Annotated in this window: 13 protein-coding genes; 3 read left to right on the forward strand and 10 right to left on the reverse strand. The window is 49.6% G+C overall.

Features of this window, described 5'->3' with window-relative positions:
- The first annotated feature begins 4 nt into the window (after window positions 1-4).
- The 3 genes from MKY73_RS26945 to MKY73_RS26955 all read left to right on the forward strand — a co-directional run bounded on the left by MKY73_RS26945 (window position 5) and on the right by MKY73_RS26955 (window position 4646).
- Window positions 5-1615, forward strand: coding sequence for a gamma-glutamyltransferase family protein (locus MKY73_RS26945; RefSeq protein ID WP_339304408.1), 1611 nt, complete (start codon window positions 5-7; stop codon window positions 1613-1615).
- 338 nt (window positions 1616-1953) lie between these two features.
- Window positions 1954-2967, forward strand: coding sequence for a BMP family ABC transporter substrate-binding protein (locus MKY73_RS26950; RefSeq protein ID WP_339304410.1), 1014 nt, complete (start codon window positions 1954-1956; stop codon window positions 2965-2967).
- A 26-nt stretch (window positions 2968-2993) separates the two neighbouring features.
- Window positions 2994-4646 carry a methyl-accepting chemotaxis protein gene (locus MKY73_RS26955; RefSeq protein WP_339304412.1) on the forward strand — a complete coding sequence of 551 codons (1653 nt, stop codon included), beginning with the start codon at window positions 2994-2996 and terminating at the stop codon, window positions 4644-4646.
- Between the two features lie 1184 nt (window positions 4647-5830).
- Here MKY73_RS26955 and MKY73_RS26960 read toward each other — a convergent pair.
- From MKY73_RS26960 to MKY73_RS27005, 10 genes are all read right to left on the reverse strand, one after another.
- The gene (locus MKY73_RS26960; protein WP_339304414.1) at window positions 5831-7513 is read right to left on the reverse strand and encodes an NAD(P)H-hydrate dehydratase; all 1683 of its coding nucleotides are present in this window, start codon (window positions 7511-7513) and stop codon (window positions 5831-5833) included.
- A gap of 197 nt (window positions 7514-7710) precedes the next feature.
- Entirely contained in the window at window positions 7711-8343 is a 633-nt protein-coding gene (locus MKY73_RS26965) for an NAD(P)H-binding protein (RefSeq protein WP_339304416.1), read from the reverse strand.
- A 262-nt stretch (window positions 8344-8605) separates the two neighbouring features.
- Entirely contained in the window at window positions 8606-10363 is a 1758-nt protein-coding gene (locus tag MKY73_RS26970; protein WP_339304418.1) for a prolyl oligopeptidase family serine peptidase, read from the reverse strand.
- Window positions 10345-11811: a hypothetical protein gene (locus MKY73_RS26975; RefSeq protein WP_339304420.1), complete on the reverse strand. Its 1467-nt coding sequence runs from the start codon at window positions 11809-11811 to the stop codon at window positions 10345-10347. The genes MKY73_RS26970 and MKY73_RS26975 overlap by 19 nt, the downstream gene beginning before the upstream one ends.
- Window positions 11808-12611, reverse strand: coding sequence for a hypothetical protein (locus tag MKY73_RS26980; protein WP_339304422.1), 804 nt, complete (start codon window positions 12609-12611; stop codon window positions 11808-11810). Before MKY73_RS26980 ends, MKY73_RS26975 begins: the two co-directional genes overlap by 4 nt.
- The gene (locus tag MKY73_RS26985) at window positions 12589-15333 is read right to left on the reverse strand and encodes a lanthionine synthetase LanC family protein (RefSeq protein ID WP_339304424.1); all 2745 of its coding nucleotides are present in this window, start codon (window positions 15331-15333) and stop codon (window positions 12589-12591) included. The genes MKY73_RS26980 and MKY73_RS26985 overlap by 23 nt, the downstream gene beginning before the upstream one ends.
- A gap of 118 nt (window positions 15334-15451) precedes the next feature.
- Window positions 15452-15589 (reverse strand): hypothetical protein, encoded by a 138-nt coding sequence (locus MKY73_RS26990; protein WP_161799395.1) that lies wholly within the window; start codon window positions 15587-15589, stop codon window positions 15452-15454.
- Window positions 15590-15776: 187 nt separating this feature from the next.
- The gene (locus tag MKY73_RS26995) at window positions 15777-17048 is read right to left on the reverse strand and encodes an MFS transporter (protein WP_339308770.1); all 1272 of its coding nucleotides are present in this window, start codon (window positions 17046-17048) and stop codon (window positions 15777-15779) included.
- Window positions 17038-17415 carry a hypothetical protein gene (locus MKY73_RS27000; protein WP_124117895.1) on the reverse strand — a complete coding sequence of 126 codons (378 nt, stop codon included), beginning with the start codon at window positions 17413-17415 and terminating at the stop codon, window positions 17038-17040. The genes MKY73_RS26995 and MKY73_RS27000 overlap by 11 nt, the downstream gene beginning before the upstream one ends.
- A gap of 161 nt (window positions 17416-17576) precedes the next feature.
- On the reverse strand, window positions 17577-17990 hold the full coding sequence (locus MKY73_RS27005) for a GNAT family N-acetyltransferase (RefSeq protein ID WP_339304427.1): 414 nt from the start codon (window positions 17988-17990) through the stop codon (window positions 17577-17579).
- Between the last annotated feature and the right edge of the window lie 100 nt (window positions 17991-18090).

Here is an 18090-nt window from a genome sequence, read left to right on the forward strand (position 1 = left end):
CCTGATGAACTTCGACCCACTCTACCAACCGTACCCCTCGTACCGCGTGCCCGTGTATGCCAAGCAAGGCATGGTCGCTACGTCACAGCCACTGGCTGCACAAGCCGGTCTGGATGTAATGAAAAAAGGCGGCAACGCCATCGATGCCGCCATTGCAACTGCGGCAGCACTCACCGTGCTGGAGCCTACGTCCAATGGCATTGGTGGGGATGCTTTTGCCCTCGTCTGGACCGAGGGCAAACTGCATGGCCTGAATGCCAGCGGCCCTGCGCCTCAGGGCATATCCATTGAGGCGCTTCAAGCGGCAGGCCATACGGAGATGCCGAAGCTTGGGGTTGTGCCGGTGACGGTGCCTGGCGCACCGGCGGGTTGGGCTGAGCTGAGCCGCCGTTTCGGGCGGCTCACGCTGGCGGAAGCGTTGGAACCGGCCATCCGCTATGCGGAGGAAGGTTATCCGCTTGCGCCTGGGCTGGCCCGCCATTGGGCAAGGGCAGCCGAGATCTATGCACGCCAGGGTGATGCGAAGGCAGGGCGTGCGTGGTTTGAGACATTTGCTCCAGGCGGGCGTGTTCCCGCAGCTGGAGAGATGTGGCGCTCGCCGGATCATGCGGCGACGTTGCGCCAGATTGGCGAGAGCGAAGCGCGAGACTTTTACGAAGGAGAACTGGCGGAACGCATTCATTCCTTTATGGCAGAATACGGCGGTTATCTTACTCGCGAAGATCTGGCGGCATTCCAGCCCGAGTGGGTTGATCCCATATCCGTCTCCTATCGTGGATACGATGTATGGGAGATTCCGCCGAATGGACAAGGCTTGATCGCTCTGGCGGCATTTAATCTGCTGAAAGGTTACGAATTCGACGAGAAAGAATCCGTTCTGGCGTATCATCAGCAGCTTGAAGCCATGAAGCTGGCATTTGCCGATGGGGAGAAATATATTACGGAAGAACGCAAAATGGGCGTATCGGTAGAGGAACTGCTGTCTGAGGCATATGCAGAAGAACGGCGCAAACTCATTGGTGATACCGCACGTGCACCCGAGGCAGGTGATCCACGAGCAAGTGGAACGGTCTATCTGGCTACCGCGGATGGCGAAGGCAACATGGTTTCCTTTATCCAGAGTAACTACATGGGCTTCGGATCTGGACTCGTCGTTCCAGGGACAGGCATTGCATTGCAGAATCGCGGACATAATTTCTCACTGGATCCGAATCATGCAAACGCTCTGGAGCCGGGTAAACGAACCTATCACACGATCATTCCAGGGTTCCTCACCCGTGGCAACGAAGCGGTCGGGCCATTCGGTGTTATGGGTGGTTTCATGCAGCCACAGGGTCATGTGCAGGTAGTCATGAATACGATCGATTATCATCTGAACCCGCAGGCTGCCCTGGATTCTCCGCGCTGGCAGTGGACGAAGGGAAAAACGATTCTCGTGGAAGCGGGTTTCCCGCAGCACATTGCACAGGCACTCGCCCGCAAGGGACATGATATTCAGGTGGCGCTTGATCCATCCCAGTTTGGACGCGGTCAGATCATCTGGCGCAACCCGGACACTGGCGTATTGTGCGGAGGTACGGAAACCCGAGCGGATGGCTCGATCGCGGCTTGGTAAACTCATGAGATTTCAATTGTACGGAGAAGGACGGATATCACGATCCGCTTCTCATATCCGCTAGTTCATTTCGAAGATACAATAGAGATGATTCATGTGATCTCTGTTGTGTCTTTTTGTCTTTTTGTCTTTTTAGAGTTTTTAACATCAGTAAACAACAGACTGTAGTTATTCAAGCCCCTTTTAACCAAAGAAATGTAAAACCAATGTATAATTCATGAAATATTTTTATATTTACGTAAATTTTCACTACATACCATAAATCACAATGCCCCTCTGTCCGATATAGATAAAGGGAAATGAGCAAAAAGCGACTATAGAAATGAGGGGTACCACACATGAATACACACAAGAGCAGACGCGCAGGTCTAGGTCTCACCATAATGATAATCCTGACGGTACTGATCCTGGGGGCATGTTCAGCCAACAATACAACAACGTCAACAGATACAAGAACGAAGGTCGGGATCGTGCTTACGGAAGTGGGTCTGGGTGATCGTTCTTTTAATGATGCTGCTTTTGATGGGCTGGTTCAGGCCAGAGACGAGAAAAGCATTGTCTTTGACTATCGTGAACCGGGTGAGAATGGATCTTTTGAAGCTGCATTCGAGGAATTGGCGGCTGCCAAATTCGATCTGATTATTGGTCTAAGTGATACGGTACAGCCCGACATGGAGAAGATCGCTGCCAAGTATCCGGATCAGCAATTTCTGTTGATTGACAGTCAGTCCGAATTGCCTAACATTGCCTCCATCTCATTCCGGGCGGAAGAAGGAAGTTATCTGGCAGGTGTAATTGCCGCTATGGCTTCAACGTCAGATCATGTCGGTTTCCTGGGCGGCATGGAGATACCGGTCCTTCGTAATTTCGAGCAGGGTTTTGAGCAGGGTGTTCTGGCTGTCAAGCCGGATGCAATCGTTGATGTCGTCTACGCGGGGGATTTCGGTAACGCCGATCTGGGTGAAGAACTCGCTGCACAGATGATTCAGGACAAGGGCGCTGACGTAATCTATGTGGCTGCCGGTCTCACAGGCGTGGGTGCACTGACGGAGATTCAGAAATTAGGGAAGTACGCCATTGGTGTAGATACCGATCAATTCTTTTTGGCGGAAAAAGCCATTCTAACGTCCATGCTGAAAAATGTGGATGTCTCCATCTATAATGCCGTGAACACATTTATTCAAAACAATCATACCTTCCCTCAAAAAGAAATCGTGGAAGGGCTGGCGGAGAACGCCGTGGGACTGACTGCTCTACATAATATCACGCTCAGTGATGAACAACAGCAAACCTTCGAAGATCTGAAAGCACAGATCTCGTCCGGTCAAATCAAAATTACGCTTGATCAATAACCCATCGGTTACAAGGAGGTACGCACATGAAATTACAGGGAAAACTGATACTGAATGCTCTAATCTCGCTACTTCTATGCCTTGCGCTGGTAGCCTATATCATCATGGAATTGCTCGGGATGAATGCCAAAAATCAAAATCTGGTACCTGCCATGCTCAAGGTTAGTGAACTGGATGCCAATCAGATTCAGACCCAGCAGGCGCTGGATGTCTATTCCTTCTCCATGACAGCAGGTAACCAAGACGCCGTGCTGCGCTTGCTGGATGAAGGTCAAATGATGATTCAGGAGCTTACGGACGGATTACTGGAAACGGATCAGCAATTACAACTCATTCAGTCCATCCAGACCAAATTAGAAGCTCTGAACCAGGGAGCTACCGAAGCAATGACCGAGATGAACAGTGCAGAAGCCAAGCGTTACAGCACGCGGGTTCGGGGCATACAGAACGATATTTATTCGTTGGATGAAATAACGCGAGATCGTTATGATCAATATACCGTCGATTTGGAGCATGACATTCAGCAAACGTGGCAAATCGCTCTTGGTGGAGCCATCGTATTGCTCGTCGCCGTAATGCTGTTTAATATGTATACTTCACGGCAGATCGCCCGGCGTATTCGTACACTCAAAGACGCCGCGGGACAAATTGCAGACGGTGACCTTACCGGACAATTGCCAGAAGCTCGGGGTAAAGATGAACTCGATGATCTGAGCCGCTCCTTCGGTATCATGACCCATAATATTCGCGGTATTATTCAATCGATCGGTGCAGCTGGTCATCGTGTTGATCTGATGGCGCAAGATATTGACCGCGGCAACGATACGGCCCAAGCGATCGTGCAGCAAGTATCCCGCACCACGGAGGAACTCTCAATTGGTAGTCAGAAGATTGCCGAGGATCTGAGTGAAACGGTGATGGTTGTGGACAAAATGCAGTCTACCTTCAATAGTAATCTGGAGGCCACCTCCCAATCGGTAATCGATGGTCGCGAAGTATTAACTACCGTTGAGGAAGGCAATAAGGCTGTAGCGGAGCAGCTCCGGCTTGCCGAAGTGAATCGTCTGGCGATGTCCGAGGTGGAACAAACGGTGCGGGAACTGGAAGAAAGCGCGGTTCGAATCACTACAATGACTGCGTATGTATCGGAGATTGCCAAACAAACGACCATGCTCTCGTTGAATGCCTCCATAGAGGCTGCTCGCGCTGGAGAAGCCGGACGTGGCTTCGCTGTTGTTGCCGGCGAGGTGAACAAACTCGCCGAACAATCTGCGCAATCAGTCAAGCATATCTATGCCGCCGTGGGCGAAATCACGACCTCCATGGACAAGGTGAAGAACTCTGTAGCACAGAGCATGCAGCTATTCGGTGAACAGGAACAAGCCACCAGCCAGACTCGTGAATCCTTCTCTGCCATTCGTGGAAGTGTGGAGCGCATTAGTACGGGTATCCACCAGCTTGCTGAGGACATGCAGCACTCCAATGAACTCAGTACACAGGTGCAACAGACCATTGAAAATATCAGCGCCATCACGGAGCAGTCGGCGGCCAGCAGTGAAGAGATCACCGCCTCCACGTCGGAACAACAACGTTCCTTCGCTGATGCAAGCATCAAGGTGAAGTCACTGCGTGATATCAGTGCGGAGATGCATCAGGAACTGCTCCGATTCCGGCTGTAGGCAGGATGTCGGGATAATTCGGGCTGTAAGCAAGTTGGCCGAAGAATTCGGGCTGCGTGCATCCCAGACCGAAGTGCCCTGCTTCATGACAAGGGTGAAGAGGTAGGTTGGATGCTGGTCAGATGTAGGTTGGATGTAGTTTATATGCTGTTAGGTGCTGTTAGGTGCTGTTAGATGCTGTTAGATACTGGTTATAGGCACGCTATAGGTAGGTTATAGGTGAGCCTAGATCATGCAGTGTGAACATACAAACCAATAAAGGGGAGCCTCCGTCATGAATTATGACAGGGCTCCCCTTTTTAGTAGCTAATCGTGGTTTCATCTGAGATTTTTTTCGTTTTGACGATAAGAAAGTATATCAATTGTACTAAACATTTCCACGAAACCGAAAGGACAGAAAGATAATAAGAAGCGTAACTACAAATTTTCTGTAAGAAAACGAGATCGGAAACGTACGCTACGCCTAAGGGCTTTCTGAAAGAAAGTTGCTTCGGAAGTATAGGCTACCCTTGGAGCTTTCTGAAAGAAAGCTACTTCGGAAGCATACGCTATCCCTGATTTCCCCCTTTATAAAAGGAATCCTAAAATTCTGGGGTTAATAGGGTTAACAGCGATCGGAAGGTTGTTCTGTCCTCGGAATGTCCAGTGTGCATGGTCTGTTAGTTCAACAACTTATATAGATAACAAGACATCAACGTTTCAGATCCAAAAGTGTAACGAACCTAGCAAGCCTTATTGGGCGATTAATTGGGGATTATAAAATCTAACGAATCTCAGGCGCTCTATTTCCTGATTTAGCCCGGTTTTTCGAGTGTTTTCTCTGAAATACACAGAAATAACGTGGATAGGGTTCGTTAGCTTTTGCTCCTCCATGTAAAACGTGATATAAGGTGTCTCAGGTTCATTATGACCCTGGGCATTGATCATTTGTGTTGGGTATTGGTTGTTGGATGTTGAGCATTTGAGAATTGATGCATGAGCATTGGGCATGGAGAAGTGACCCTCGAGATTGAGCATTGAATACTGAGTACCTGGTACTCAACAATGGACAGTGAGCAATATGCACTCGCCTACTTTTAGTGTGCTGGAACACTGGCTCGTCGGGTCACTTGCGGTTTGGAAATGAAGCGTCATAGACAGTTAGTTATCCAAAACAGCGAACCTGCCCTTCACCTCCCCCATCCTCAGAGTGCGTCGATGATGTCTCCCGCCAGCAGGGACGATGGATCACCGCGCAGCAGTGCTGCTCGTTCGGCGGCCTGTCCGTGGAGATATACGCCGAACGCGGCGGCTTGCTCCGCGCTGAGACCTTGGGCAAGCAGACCGGCGATGATGCCGGTCAATACGTCTCCGGCACCGCCAGTCGCCATGCCGGCGTGCCCGGTGGTGTTGATGTACGCCTCGCCAGATGGCGTTGCGATGACCGTTCGTGCTCCCTTGAGCACAAGGGTCACGCCCTGCTCGCGGGCGTACTGGGCAGCGTGTCCAATGCGGTCACGCTGCACCTCTTGGGTCGACATGCCCAGCAGTCGACCCATCTCGCCAGGGTGCGGCGTCAGGATTGTCGCCGCACTTCGCTGGCCCCAGTCGCGAGGCCCATGTGGGCCCGCGTCTGCCAGCATGTTGAGGGCGTCCGCGTCAATGACGAGCGGACGATCCGTATGTTGCCACAGACGGCGCAGCCAGTCTGTGTCGCCCTTGAAGCGACCAAGGCCCGGGCCGGTCGCAAGCACGTCGCGGCTCTCCGCGAGACGCAGCACGGCGGAGGCGGAAGCCGCGTTCCATTCGCCGCTGTCGCCATCGGCGGCGGCAGCGAGCATGAGCTCGGGCACAGTGCCGATGACATGCGGCAGCAGTGCCGCGGGCAGCGCCCATGTGGCGAGCCCGCAACCCACGCGCAGCGCGGCCTTGGCCGAGAGCAGGCCTGCGCCGCTCATCGGCAGACTTCCTGCGGCCAGCAATACGTGGCCGTAGGTGCCCTTATGGCCGTCCGGTGCCCGGAGGCGGCCTGTATCCACGCGCAGCGCACCGCGCAGCACCTCGTCCGTCAGCAGACGGACCGAGGGGCCATGCTCTGGCGCAAGCCGCGCGGGAATGCCGATGGCGCGCACCACAATGCGCCCCGCGGCAGAAGCGCCCGGGTACTGCACCAGCCCGCGCTTGAGCAGCGCGAGGCATACCGTCACCCGGGCTTGAATGCAGGGTTCGTACACCTCTCCAGTGTCGGCATCCAGCCCGCTTGGCACATCGGCGGACACGATCGGCTTGCCGCTGTCGTTCGCCGCCTTAACCAGCGCCGCGTAAGCTCCCCGCGGCGCCCCCCGCGAGCCGGTGCCCAGCAGCGCATCCACGATGCCTGTGCACCGGCTGAAGTCCACGGCTTCGCGCCCGTGGACAAGAGCAGGGATGCCGAGCTTCGCGGCGGCATCCCGTTGCACTGCGGCTTCGCCCTGCAGTGCCTCAGGGGCATCGGCGTAGACCAATGTCACGCCAAGCCCTGCTTCAACCAAATGGCGCGCGGCCACCAGCCCATCGCCGCCATTATTGCCCTTGCCGATCAGCAGGTACCACTGCTGATCTCCCGGGCGCTCCATCACCAGCGCCGGATCGGCGATGATGTCGCCACCATAACCTTCCCGATCGCCTGGTCCGGTGTGTGCCCGCCTCGCACCTGCCTCCTTGCTGCTATAACCAAGCTGCCCTGAATTCGCAAGCCAGCCTGCTTCCTGCCCTTCCCGGCACAGCTTGATTACTTCCTCGGCTATGGCGCGGCCCGCATTCTCCATCAGACTGGCTGCTGGAATACCAAGCTGATGAATCGTATGCTCGTCCACAGCTCTCATCTGTTCAGCAGTTACGATAAACAACGGTCATCCCTCCCGTGCAAGCTCATCTCATACTTAAAAGCAACAATTTCGCACCTGAAACCCGCATCCTATATGTGTATCGCTAACATTCCCTTTATCTCATCCAGTTGCCACCATGCATTTCATGCATCAACCGAAACTCTAATGATCGTGTATACGAGCCATAGAATATTCAGCCCCAGACTGTTTGTCTACGCTTAATACCCCACCGTAAACCGCGCCTGAATAAACTGCGGATCGTCCAGTTCGTCCACCAAAGCCGCTGCAAAATCACCAACGGAAATTGAGCTTTCCCCGATATCATCCGTGATCACACGGTTCATCCCTACTCGGAACTGACCTGTCCGACGTCCTGTTGTGATTGTCGCAGCAGGGCTCATGTAAGTCCAATGAATACCCGATGCTTCAATCAGTTCATATGCATCTGCATGTGCTTTCGCCAGCGGTTTGACTTCTTCCGGGAATCCCGGCGTATCCATCAGCATATCACCGGAATCAGTGAGCAAACTTCCCGCTCCACCCACTACAACCAGACGTCCTGCTTTTCCCCGGCGCACACCCTCGATCAACGAACGTGTCACTTCCAGCATCTCTTCTTCTCCACCGAATTTCGGCCCATATGCACTCACAACCGCTTCCTGACCCGCTGCAAAATCAGCCACCTGATCCGGGTTAAGCAGATCTCCCTGTTCTATACGCAAACGCTCATGCACCATCTCAATTTTGGATGGATCACGTACCACCGCTGTCACTTCATGTCCACGATCCATCAGCTCCCACAGTATCGTCTTGCCAATCGCGCCAGTTGCTCCAAAAATGGCTACTTTCATATCAATTCCCTCTTTTCTATAGATATTATCTCAACAACTTACCGTTATTTTAATACTTAATCCCATTGTTATATACCTTAAACGGCTCACGCCATCTTAAACCGGATGTGACATCTTGTAAACGTTAATGTTATTCATTTAACCTCTGATACTATGCACCAGGCCACGGATAACACTTCACCCACCACTTTTCCGTTCCCTATCATTACCTTAACCATCGCCAAAAAAGCCGCATTTGCGGCTTCAACATCACGTATTTATCTTACGTGGAGACTCTACTGTAGGTTAGAAAATCAACAGCCTTCTGCGCCCAGATTCGCTCCGAATAAGCCTCATGTGCCATATCCTGTACAATATGAAGCTCAATCCTGCCTACAGCTCCAGACAACCGCTTGTTTTCCATAATGTCCCGATGCAATCTTTCCGTCTGCTCTACAGGGCACAATTGATCCTCTTGCCCATGAATAAATTGAATATCCACCTTACTGAGCCCGGATATATAAGCTGTTGGACTTCGATCCCGCAGAGCAGATGGATCATGCAACAGCTCACCAATTTCCGTTTGCAAGAATGATCTCAGCTTCGCTCCGCCACCGTTGTATAGTCCTTCCAGATCCGTGAACGGTGCACAGGCAACCACATTACTCCATAGCGCCGGACTTTTACCTGCTACCAGCAATGCCAGATAAGCCCCATAGCTCACGCCATATAGAGAGACGTTTGAATAGGAAGATAACATCTGCTCCCGCATGAACTGGATGACATCTGCATCCACGCCGCCCCAGTCGTTCTGAATGCGCATCTTGTAATCCGTGCCAAACCCTGAACTGCCGGGATAGTTCAGCCCAATGACACGCACTCCTGCCTGATATAATCCTCTGATGACCGGACTAAAGCTGTCAAACAGGCAATTATGAGGCCCCCCATGGAGATAGATAGCCACCTGTTCAGCACCCTCCGGGTGCATGTCCATATACGGAATCACATCCTGTCCATAACGAATCCTTCCATAGATTACATCTGGTTCCTCGTCAAGATGGTTGTCAATTCTCTCATCGCTCTCAACAGGAAAAGAGGTAATCGTACTGATTTGCTCTAAAAATCGGTATAATCCCGGCGCTGGAGGGCGGACGATAGATTCATATTTTCCGATCAATCCCTGCCTGTCCCTGCTGAGCACAGCCTGTGTCAGGATTCCCGGATAATCACACAGCTCAAATCTCTTCTCTCTGTCCAATGTATATTGAACATATTGCCATCTGCCAGAGGTTATCCCTTCACAGAGCACGAGCGGTTGATCTGGATCGAGTTGCATTCTGATCAGTTCAGAAAAGGGTTGGCTATCCCTTGAACATTCATGTACCAGATCCTCTCCCTGCCTGATCCATCCGGGCTGGAAGCCATCTTCCACAGGAATGGATACCGCTACGAGGTCACCCTGCTTATCCATCACAGGGTAGGCATACTCCGTATAGGGGATTTCGGACGATGGAAGGATGTCTTCAGAATACGAATACACTCTTCCGAATCCACCAACGTTTACGCCAACCTCTCGTGTGGTTGCAGACCAGAATACAAATTGCGGCTGATCCAGATCAGGAGTAACCCATCTCGCTTCATCCTTGTCCGGATCATAAAGACCTATACGAACAGAGCCTGACCGATGTCTAATGGAAAACAGCAGGAGTAATTGGTCCTCTTGCCGAGCAGCTTGCATCACAGGAAATGGAAACTTCACATATCGGCTCTGAACCAGAATTGCATGCTCCTCATTCTCGTATATATGAAGCCATTTCCCCGCCTTGTCCTGTGTAATCACCAGAACCTGATTCTTGCCAATGAACTGCATATGCTGCGTGTGCTGCTCTGATGCTGTCCCGTGTTCAGTAAGGCTCTGCCTGCCATCAATGCGGCCTGTATCATCAATACTGCACCATTCGCATGTATTGTCATCATAGCCCAAAAGCATACTAGTGCGTTCCTTATTCACACTCATCCGTGTCAGGAATGGATCGCCCAACCCGATTTCCTCCTCTCATTCCAGTGCTTTAACTGCCCCCATCCCTCCAACTGTAATTCCAGTTGATTGATATACTGATCTTGCGTGTATGCATCTATAGGTGTAACTGTCCCCAATCTGCCTAACGTTTCCCGAATCAACCTGATCTGTGGCAGACTGGCAACCGGTAGCCCCTTCATCAACAGGCGGTACACCCGGGATGCCTGTTCCTCTAACCCCTGAGTAATGAGCGCCCCGGCGATTTCCACCGCACGACCAAGCAGTTTGGAATGAACCGTGTTTGTCTTCATACGTAACACTTGAATCAACAGTTCATATTCCTGCTCCTGCTCACCAAGCTGTTGATGTAATACCATTTTTAATTGCAGCACATGCCCCAGCCAATCTGCGTACGTATCAACACATCGCTTCTCCGCAGCCAGCAACGTCTTACCTGCCTCTGCATAGTGCCCCGCCCGGAGCTGCAACCCCGCAATATTGAGTAGTGTCTGAATCTGAAAAACTCGCTGATCGGGTCCCTCAGGAAGTTGTCGTATACGCTGTCCGGCCTGGCGCTCCAACATAATTGCACGTTCTACATTGCCCTCCTGCATCTCAATTAATGCTTCACCATTATCAAGCGCAGCCCATTTCCCGGCACGATACGTTTCAGTTAGTTCTTCATGGGCAAGGATCTCCCGAGCTTTCGAATAACAGTGTCGTGCTTCGGCATAACGCTTTCCGTTTTTGGTCAACAGCTGCCCCAGCTCAAACCAGAGCACTGCCTGCTGTGTCACTGACAACCGTTGAAATAACGAATTATGTTCAAAGAAATGAAAACAGGACCTGTAACGGGCCGGATTATCCGATTTGGACAACAAAATCCAGGCCAGCCTGTTATAGAGTGCCAATGCGGCCTCTTTCTCCTTCCCTTTATCATTGCTTACCATCTGTAAATGTTCCTCTAACAAACGTCGGGTCTGATCAGGTGTATCCCTGACAAGGGATACCGGAAGTTTGGCTATGTCCTCAGGATTGCTCGCTATGGTTGGATATCGATGAAAAAAAAGTACGACACTTACTCCCCTTAATTTCTGTCGATACAGGATATAGTGGATGGCTCCCAGATCCGCAGGGTGGAGGTAGGAAGATACTTCAACCAGAACCCATTTCCTATTGCCAGGTGTCCACCCTGATCTTTGGAATCTCAATAATGCATTTTTACATGCTACAAGGTCATCTATGGGTTTAACCGGATTTAATTGATAGATCAGCGGTAGAGTAGCATACGGATCATCTACCGCAATTTGAATAGCTTTATCTTGCCAATGCATTCTCAATTTTTTAATTTCATCTTTCACTGCATCCGATGCCCCTTCAACGACAAACAACCCGGGTTCATGACTCACACGAAACCATTTACTTCTCAGATCGTGATAATCCGTACTTTCCAGGGGGACAGGCATCATGAAAGCTCACTCACTTTCGTGATCCGGCATACGTGTATAAGTTCAGGTACCTGTTGTAAATTCAGTGCCTTCATCAATTGATAACTGCCCCGGTTGTTTGCATCCAGTGAGGCTTTAATCCGCTGATCCGGATCTGAACTGCACCGATGGAAGCCATAGGCAGCAAGCCAACAGGCCCAACCTTGACGTTTCGCTTCAGGTATCGTGAAGATATGAGCAAGGAGCATACTGCCGAACTCATCGCTTAACAGGCAGCCCCCGATCTTCCTTCCCTCCAGTTCCACAAGGCCGGAACCCTTCAGCAACCTGCCATACACACCCTCATCAATATCTCGGATAGCTTGACGAGCTGCTTCCCAACTTGGACAGGTAGGATCACTGTCCTGGAGCAAGTGTGCCAGAGAATCCGCCTGCCCCTCCGCAGACATCCAAACCGCGTCTTCATTAGGCATAGCCGCCGGCACAGGAACGTCCTTCAGCTTGCCGAAAAACCGGTATCGATGGGCCAGAACATCTGCCCGGTATCCAATCTTCTCCCACGGAAATGAAGCAGGAGTGGTTGCATAGAGAGAAGACCATGTCATTTTGTCCAAAATAGATGACATTCGATCTTCCCAATAAGAATTGGAATGCGCTTCACTCCATAAATCCAGTGTATACTGCCCTTCTCCCTGATCAATTACCATGAGCGAAGACAGGATATCCTCATTTTCAGGTTCAACGGCATAATAGCGATCACCCGTCTTTCCCGATTCATGCTGACATTGCGGCAGAAGTTCAGACATGGATGTTAGCATCATACACTTTTCCCTCCCTGCCATAATCAAAACCTGAGTAAACCAGTGGTTCGGATGCAACAGACGGATAAAACCGGCGTAGCAGGAATGTATAGATCCCCATATAACCTGTCATATAATCCGGGGAGAAGGACTCCATGTCCTCCAGAGGCCACATCCATATGTCCTCCCGTTGATCACTGCGCAATACATGTAAGCTCTGTGTGTATTCCGCTAGTTTGGTTTCATACCTTCCTGGGAACCTACGATTGGCCAAGAGCAGAAAATCTCCGTTACCTGCAATTCCGTGACACTGCCCAAAAGAAGCAAATACCGTCGCCTGTGCCACTGCATCTGCTGCTTGAAGTCCCAGTCTGGTACAGAGGGGATCTTGCAAAATATCAGCCGCTGCCATTAGAAATCGACCAATACCCGCCGATCCATTACACCAGTGCACCCAGAGTGTATCCGGTTTTTCCGGCGATGCGGGCCACAGACTCACGCCATTCTGCCCTCCATGACTTGTACGATCAAGTGTATGTACAATTCGCTTCACAGCAGAATAGTACGCTTCCTTCCCTGTACGCTTTGCCAAGGCGAGTAGATAATACCCGATGCCTGCAATACCATGAGAGAATCCAAGGGAATGATGACCTTTTTGGTCCGATTTATCTTTTACTTTCCACAAACTCAATGATTCGTCTGTCTGCTCTTCTTGTTCCAAAATATAGACACCCAGTTCCTCTGCTCTGGTCAGAAGTTCAGGGCGGCCTCCAATACGGTATATTTCAAGCAGCATCAGTCCCAAACCCGCAGCTCCATGACTAATATTGGTCTGCACCGGATCATGTAAGGTGATTTCCAATGCCAGATCCTCTGCACGTTGAAGCAGCGATGGATCATTTATCTGTTCAGCCGTCTCTGCCATTGCCCAGGGGACAGCGCCATATCCAAAGTATAATGCTACAGGTGTCTCATCTGGAACGTAGGGGTGATTCGTCAAAATCCATTCCAACACTTCATACGCATATTGATGGTATTGTCTGTTCTCTGTAATCTGACCAAGCTGATTAAAACCAAAAATCATCCCTGTCCAGCCAAAGTTAAAGTTCGCCGGGTGAAACATCTTGCTCATGCTGTTTTCGGGGAACAGTTGATGGGGACTATTGAAATCAAGAGAAGTATACAGTGTGTTTACCATACGCTCCGCCTGACGGAGCACTTCTTCTGGCTCCATATTGCATTCATCCTTCTCTATTACATCCCTGCTTCCTCCTGAATGGACCTCTTGCTGCTCCAGTAATGCAACCAACGTTTCACGAATTTCTGATAACTTCACATATCCGCCAGACATGATCTCAATACCCAGACTTCCCAAGCCACGAAGTTGTGTATTACTTTGATGATCCAGATAAGCTTGTGCAGCTTCCAGATGAGATTGCCGATATTTCAGATAGGGGTCGATGGATGAAGCCATGTAATAAAAGACGGCTCCCAGTGCATACAGATCATCCGCATAACTGGAGCGCCTGCTGTGCTCACGCCCTCGTGGCACATAACCCGGAGTATGCCCGGTCAATGGATCGGCCTGGTTCTCATCACTTCCAACATAAGCCAGTTCAAGATCAATCAGGCGTACACTTCCGTCCGTCAGCACAACAATGTTGTTGGGCGTCAGATCATTGATCACAATCCCTTTATCGTGACATTGCTGTACCATATCCAGAATATGTACACCCATCCGATGCATATCCGCCCGATTGTAATCTACAGCTACATGTCTGCGATGGATATATTCACGCAAGCTGATACTTTCAAAATACTCCAGGATCAGGTAGCGGTTATTTTCAGTACTAAACAGATCAAACGGTCGTGGGGTAACCCCCGTATCCTTCATCAGATCAAGCACCCGATATTCATTATCCAGATAGTCATGAGCAGACCGCCCACCACCGTCTACACGCATACGGTAGACTGCTTCTTTCATGACAGCCTGTTCATACGATGTGCCAGAGATAAGAAATACTCCGCCCTTGCCGGATTTCTTGAGTACACGCCTTACACGAATGTTTCGTATACCAAACTCATTGTTATTGGAATCGGCATGACGAGAAGTCACCTGATTTGTCTCCATGGCTTGGATGCGCAGTAACTCTTCAGGTTCATTCACCCAATCCGGTTTGTACCTGCCAGGTGTTCTTCGATCCTCCTCCAGCTTACCTTCAGGATTCTGGATGGCATACACTTTTGCACCCGAGTAACGGTCATAGTAGAAACGATCCGTGAATGCACCATAACGGTAAAATACACACTGGCTGCCGAGGTATGCCCGATCTGTCGGAATAGCTGGTCCTTCCAGATCACCTGTACATGAATGCATGAGCTCAAGTAACTTCAAGAACTGCTCTTCGTCTCGTGCGTAGATGGTGACACACTTCCCAGTCTGAGGGAGAGGTATAGAACCGTTAGATGTTTCAATCAGTTTCAGCCCACTGCTCACTACTTTCCATTGCACTTTATTTTCTGTGAGAACAGGTGCAATACGGCGCAGCAATTCAGCTCCTTCCACAGGAATAACCGATATATGGATTTTCCATCCCTGCGCGGGAAGCCTTAATTCCTTCGGTCTAAAACAAATCCAATGGCCGTCATTCGACCATTGGATGGATTGGGGAAGTTCCCGGATTATATGTTCCAAAGCGTTCTCAAAGGCGTCCTTCTTGGGGGTTACACTTGCGAATTTCAATGAGAATCACTCCTTTTTGGATAAAGTAAGAGGGGGAGGTACAATTATTTTAGTAATGCGCGAAAACCAAAGACTTATCTTTCAAATGATTCAGTGAATAGAGCGTGTAAAGAAGTTCCTAGCTCTCAACAACGATTGTTTGTGAGCTAGTCCAGCTGCACACTGTACACAAGCTTGTTTCCTCAAACATGTTGTTATCCTCTTCAACCTCTAGTGCCATCAAATCCTGTACAGATAAAATTTCCTTGTTTTCCATGATAAATTACCTCCCATTTGTCTCCCCCTCTTAATAAACCAAATTCTACATAAATTTTGAATTTCCTTCTTTTTAATTGAATTATTTTACATAAATTATTCATTTAATCCATTTATTTTTCCTGACTATGTCAAATTACTTGTTTCCTCGGACTAAAAAGAGGTGCAGTATGACATCAGATTCCGTACTACATAGAGGTCGTTTGTTGCCTCGTGCGCTTGCTCCGTTCTTCACGGAAAGGTCGAACAAACAGGCTTGCCATGCCCATACAAATAACAAATGTACCAATCCCCATGTACACCCATGAAGGGTTGTACGTTTCAATGAACCATCCTCCCAGTAACAAACCAAGCGGATTACTAACACCACTCATCAAGACACCCATGCTGTTCATGACACGTCCTCTTTTTTCTTCCGGTGTGGATAAAAGAATCGATGTAACCAAAGGTACGTTCACAAGAGCAAGTCCCAACATCAACAAAAAAGAACACGCAATAGCGATATACAGGTTAGGAAACATCGGCATGAGCAGCAAACTTGTACCTGAGATGAGATAACTAATCAAAAACCAGTGAGCGAGCGAGAGTCTTTTGGCATATTTACCACTGAGCAGAGAGCCTACAATACTGCCAGCGGCAAAGGCTGACTGAAGAAGACCGTAGCCTTGTGGTCCGGCTTGCAGCACCATATTGGCAAAAATCGGCGTGAAAATGTGCAGTGGTGCACCCGCAAAATTGATAATGGCTCCAAAGATAATGCAGCAGGCCAAAATTTTACGGGAAAACAGGAAGGTAATTCCCTGCATGCTATCTTTGACAAAACCTGAGACTCCTTTTTGTTTCACGACTTTGGTTACAGGGATGCGGATAAAGAAAATGGATATGGCGGATAACAGAAACGTAACTGCATAGATAAACAAGATGGACTGAACGGAGATGAGCGCAATCAATATCCCCCCCATGGCGTATCCAAGCAATTCAATCGTTTTGGAGGAAGAGTTCAGCAATGCATTGGCTGGAGCTAATTGTTTTGTAGGTTCTGGCAAAATTGCGGGGATGACTGTCTGGGTAGCGGGATTAAACAAAAATCCAAGGATCGCAATGAGCAGATTGGCTGCGTAAATATGCCAAGGGAGCATGGAACCTGTCATGAACAAAAGCGCCAGAAGACAGGCTATCCCTGCGCGCAGTATATCTGTCCAGATCAAAAGTTGTTTCTTCGGCAGGCGATCGCTGATCGTAGCCAGGGGGATACCTAGAAATGCATAGATCAGATAAGGCAGCATCGGAATAAGCGCAGCAGCGAGTGCCGACTCCGTTAATTGCAGGATATACCACATCGTCGCCATAGAAAATAAAATCTGTCCTGCGCCGGAAATCAATCTGCCGACAAGAAGCACTACAAAAGAAGGAAGGCGTAAAACCGCTCGATAGCTGTCGCCGCGAATCTCACTTTTCATCTTTTTCACGCACCTCTCCATCGTACGTAACAGATTCATCATCACTATTACGATGCAGACGTGTAACTAAACCTGAATCTCGAATGGTCTGTTGTATCTTGGCTTTTACCCGTTCCAGTTCAGCCGTATACTCGCGTATCTCGTTCAATAAGGTCTGATGTGTTCGTATGCCTTCCCTAATCAGCATCGCAGTTGCATCAGAACGGTTTTTGGCTAACTCAAGAAATACAAGCTGATCAATAATATCAATCTCTTCCTGACTTAATCGAACGGAAACCACCCCCTTGGCTCCCGAAAGGTTTTTGTTCGCCTGCTCCACAGATCGTTCCACCATCTGGTTAAACTGAGCTTTCTGATCATTGTACATATTCATTTCCTCCATTCTTAACAAGGAATCTGTATATTGTAATTTGTAATTTGTAAATCGTAAATTGGTTATAATTTACATTATACCTGTAAATAAATGGTTGTAAAGCAAAAACCTTTGGATATCCAAAGGTTCGCTGAATAGGTTATTTAATTAGTTCGCTATTCTCCCTGTCTCCACCACATACCCTCCGATTTCGGACTAGTATACTCAAATCCAAACTGGGCATACAGGCGATCCGCAGGAACATCCGCCAGCAAACTGACCAAACCTCGAGCAGGCACAACGTCACGCAGATAATTCATGATCTCGCTCATGATCAGTTTTCCATAACCCATTCCCTGAACATCCGGGTGTACAGCAATATCGACGACCTGAAAAAAGCAACCTCCATCTCCAATCACTCGCCCCATACCTACCAGCATATCCTCTTCACGCAGACATACGGCAAACAGGCTATTCGGTAGTCCAATCTCCGCCCCTTCCCTGCTCATCGGACTAAGGCCGGCAATCTGCCGCAGGGAAAGATACTCCCCAGCTGCGGGTGGTGTGTGTTCAATATTCAAATGATCCATGAATTGTGCCCCTTTCTGCTTGAATTCATCTACTTCCTGTGTAATAGTGAGAGAAAGCTTACGTGAAGCGTGTTTCATGATACGTGAAGTTGCTGCAAAG

The organism is Paenibacillus sp. FSL R5-0519, assembly GCF_037974275.1.
In the GTDB taxonomy this organism is placed as follows: domain Bacteria; phylum Bacillota; class Bacilli; order Paenibacillales; family Paenibacillaceae; genus Paenibacillus.